Below are 4,224 nucleotides of genomic sequence, written 5' to 3'. Positions count from 1 at the left end.
TATCTCTATCGTGCCGCTTCTTCCAGAAAGCCCTGGAGCGCCACGGCAGACCGGATCGCATCTTCATCGACGGTAGCCCGACCAATCATGAGGCGATCATTTCCTGCGACGCCGAACTACCGTCTGCGAAATCCATCGCGACGAGCGCTGAAGCCGATCCGCTCCGCAACAGCAAGTACCTCAACAATCGAGACCGAGCAGACCATCGGCACATCAGCGCCGCGCTGTGTCAATGCTCGGCTTCAAGTCGATGGCCGGTGCCGATGCCGTCCTTTCCGCGTCGAGATAGTTCACATGATGCGCAAACGGCAGGCGCGGTTCGCCTATTCACGCCCCTCGATCGCCGAGCAGTTCGAAATCCTTGCAGCATGATCATCGGCGCGAAAGCGTCCCCTTGTGACCAAAAGCACGATTTGCGACAGAACCATGTAAACTGTTGCGCACTTTACCCCCGTCAATTTGGACTATTCTCAGCGCCTACATGGGAAGTGAAATCGTTTTAATAACGTCGCTCAGCGGCCGATATGGCAAGCCTTTTTTTTCTGCCGACAGAGCATGGGTCAGGTGGCCACCATAGCAACAGACTCCGTCACACAGGCTTTCATCGTCAGTAATGGTCTGCACGGATTTGAGACTGGCGATGTAACGGATGTAAGGGAAAGTTCGCGCTGTGAGCAGCCGCGTAGCGGTGTTGGCCACCATTGATGGAATGTGATCGCAGTTGTAATGCACGACATTTTCTTCGCGATACGAGTGGTAGAGCGATGCAGAAGAAGTACAGGTTTCGATCAATTCGCGATCACAGGCTGTACAGTCGCACAGTATGCTGCCTCTCTGCATGGCTCCAACCATGCTGCGGTCGATCAGGTACTCCATTTTTCGCTTCGGAAGATCGGAGCGACGCACCGCACAGTTGAGGACGATGTCCATCTCCGACAGTGCCGCCGCAATCGTGTCCTGAGTGCGTGAAGGATCTTTGTTATTCATGACGATCAGGTTGGTGTCGGTTGCGCCGATGTAGTCGACGCCTTCGGTTTCGAAGCGCGCGTTGGCTTTGCAATTGAAATCCTCACGCCCTCGAGTGACAACTACGGTCAAGGCAATCCCTAGGTCCGACAAGTATTTGAATGCGGACAGACCGATATTGCCGCATCCGATGATCAGAGCCCGCCCTCCGGGAAGACCGCTCTCATTTCGCGGGCAGAACACTCCTTTTTCCTTGGAGCACAACTCCAACGCCCGCTGAGCGAAGAGATAGCCAGTCAGTTGGCTCATCGGCTCAAGCAATGGATACCGGCTAGCTTTTCCCACCCACTCGTAAGCGATTCCCAGAAAGCCTCTACTGATGAGTTCAGAGACGTCCCGAGGATCAACGTTGTTCTCATCAAAATGCAGATACGTGAATAAGATGTGATGCGGAGCATAGTCAGAATATTCTGAGCGCAGCGGTTCCTTAACCTTGAGGAGGAGCCGCGCCCGGGCGAGGACCTCATCTTTCATCGCAAGCTTCCCTCCGCAGACCTGATAATCCGCGTCCGAGAATCCGGCCCCTTCCCCGGCACCGATTTCAACATAAATGTGGTGACCGAGGCGCGAAAGAGCTTGCGCCTGGATCGGCTGGAGTGCGACACGTCGCTCGTCTTCTTTGATTTCCTTCAAAACACCGATGTTCATCGTTGAAACTACCTTTGCAGTCTTCGGCCACGCTGCTATCCAATCCGCTGTCATTCCGTACGCACCGTTTTAGTGTGGCACTTTGTGTAGCGGTCTGGCTCGGGGGTGTCGGTTCCAGTGTCAGACAATACGCCGAGCCGCCGCTGAGCAGGGAGGAGAACACGAGGTCACTGATGCGAAATAGCCCCGGTCCGTGAGTTGTCGCTGGAGCCGTGGGGCTGCAGCTAGAGAGGTCAGTCTCCTTCCAATTCCAATCCGGTTGAGGCAGGCGCTATAGAAAAGATTTCTGCTGCGTTCTGTGCTCCGGCGGGGCTCCAAGCATTGGCATCAATTTTTTCAAACATGCCTTATCAGATCCCAGGCGGAACATACCTCGTGTTCGGATTGGCGGCTGCGAATTTTCTGTTAACTCGATTTGCTTTTTTGTTACAAAAAGCTGGAATGCAACGAGTGGATTGTAGGCGAACCTCGCCTGCCGTTTGCGCATCATGTGAACCATCTCGACGCGGAAAGGACGGCACGGCTATAATCATGCCGTCCTTGCTTCAGTCGTAGGTGAGCGCCTGCAATCTCATCTCGGTATCAAGAGCCCGGGTCAGGAAAACGGTCTGCCGTCAGATGGTAAAGGCGTCCTGCGACCGAGCCTGTCCTCCAGCTTGTCGAGCACGGCTGCAACCTCATGTCGCTTCAAACGCTACTCTAACTTTAAAGCTGCTCTAACTTATAATGGCAGCCGGCTGGCCAAGCCTTTCAGCATCTGGATTTACGCCGATGCCTGGGGCTTCCGGCGGCGCGATATGGCCACTGTTGCGATTTGGGGCGTGTGTATCGAGCCGCGGAGTAACGTAGCCCGATAGATCGCACGTATTCATGATCCGGCTTGACGGGGTCGACGCCGCCAAGTGGAGGATTGCGCCCGTGGTAACATCCGATCCCCAAGTGTCCTCGATGCACATCTGGGGGCCGAGGTGCAGACACAGATCGCGAAGTCGCCGAACGGCACTAAGCCCTCCCGATTTGGAGAGCTTTAGGGCTACGGCATCCATACAGCCAAGATCATAAGCCCGAAGCAGCGAAGCCGTATCGTGCGCGTTTTCATCGATCTTCATCGGCAGCCCGGTTGCCGCGCGAACAGCGGCACACTCCTCAAGAGTTGCACAGGGTTGCTCCAGCATGATGTCGTATGCTGCGACAGCCTTGCCAACGCGTGTCGCATCCAAGCGAGAAGCCGCGCAGTTCCAGTCGCCATAGACGAGGGGACCCATGCCAACAGCCTCTCGTACAAGACGTAGCCGAGCGACGTCGGCTTCCCAGTTGATATCGGCACCTAACTTGACCTGAAACTGCGTCATACCGTCTGCCTGTGCCTCTCTAGCGATGACGGCCATTTCATCGGGCGCGATACAGGTGATCGAGTGGTAGAGCGGTATGCGAGCCATCTGGCGTCCACCGAGAAGCGCATAAAGAGGTAGCTTCGCGACTTTGCCTGTGATGTCCCAAAGAGCCAGGTCAAGGGCGGATTTTGCGTAGGCATGCCCCTGTAGCCAACTGTCAACCCGGCTCATTAACGCTTCCGGGCCGATCGGATCAGCTCCGATGATGACAGGCGCAAGATATTCCAGCGCGGGGCGCACGCCTTCAGCATAGGCAGGTAGATAGTGGGGAATCGGACAAACCTCACCCCAGCCAGAGATACCTTCCGACGTATCTACGCGGAGCAATATTGAGGTGACAGTATCGCAGGTTTTTCTATCTGCCATGTGATAAGGAACATAGCTGGTCAATGGCACTTGCCAAACTACTAGTCGTGTAATTCTCATTGCTGTCGCCGCTCCTTCGTTTGCGATGCTCTCGAATAATTGCATATGTGTCTGCTAACCGGATCCGGATCGCACCGCTGGCTGGCGCGCAATGGTCGGCCTCATGTTAAAGTTCGTAGTGATGCTTACCGTTTTGCGTGACGGTGATTTCTTTCGAAGAATCCTCCCTTTGGCGGTCCATAAGGCGCTGGATTCAGGCGGGCCGAGTGGGCGAACTTGCCGGTGTCGCGCCCCAATAGTGGCCGCGGGTGCAGGTTACCCTAGCGATGACTAGTTCGACTGGTTCGTTAAGAACGCCGGTCGCCCGCAGTTGGGGACGGAAAACAACCGCGCCGACAGCGTCGGCCCCTCGCGACGGACAAATTCTTTCGCCAGATTCGGTCCAATCATGCTAGCTGCAGGGCCACTTCTTTTGTGACGTTTCGCATGGCCAACCCGGTCGGTGTTGTCGAGGCGGTACAATTCAGCATGAACCTAATTGCGTCAGAATCCATTTTGCCGATCCAGAGTGCTGCCTCCGGCGATTGTTATTGAAACCGTCCTAATCCGCGTTCCCGCCTCGTTGCGGAAATCGCTCGCCCTAGGATCTCCTGATATGCGTCATCGAGAAAACCGAACGGCTTACTGCAACTCTCGCGCGCGTCCGGCGCCATTCCTGGTTTCCCAGATTGACTCGAAGTTGCGTAGCATCACTTCCGCGACGCTGAAGGTGTGCTTTCCTTGCCGGGAA

At 55.6% G+C, this 4,224-nt stretch carries 2 protein-coding genes and 1 pseudogene; 1 reads left to right on the top strand and 2 read right to left on the bottom strand.

The window, feature by feature from the left end; all coding sequences use genetic code 11:
• Positions 1–372: pseudogene (locus EN885_RS33965) on the top strand (DDE-type integrase/transposase/recombinase); the annotation flags it as partial.
• Between the two features lie 105 nt (positions 373–477).
• On the opposite strand, the gene EN885_RS31660 reads toward EN885_RS33965, so the two are convergent.
• Both EN885_RS31660 and EN885_RS31655 read right to left on the bottom strand, forming a co-directional pair.
• Positions 478–1,674 carry a hypothetical protein gene (locus EN885_RS31660; RefSeq protein ID WP_024505891.1) on the bottom strand — a complete coding sequence of 399 codons (1,197 nt, stop codon included), beginning with the start codon at positions 1,672–1,674 and terminating at the stop codon, positions 478–480.
• A 716-nt stretch (positions 1,675–2,390) separates the two neighbouring features.
• Entirely contained in the window at positions 2,391–3,494 is a 1,104-nt protein-coding gene (locus tag EN885_RS31655) for an enolase C-terminal domain-like protein (protein WP_127295381.1), read from the bottom strand.
• Between the last annotated feature and the right edge of the window lie 730 nt (positions 3,495–4,224).

The organism is Mesorhizobium sp. M6A.T.Cr.TU.014.01.1.1 (assembly GCF_004022765.1).
Taxonomy (GTDB): Bacteria; Pseudomonadota; Alphaproteobacteria; order Rhizobiales; family Rhizobiaceae; genus Mesorhizobium; species Mesorhizobium mediterraneum.
The sequence above is the reverse complement of the archived record's forward strand: the minus strand, read 5'-3'. Positions and strand labels throughout refer to the sequence as shown.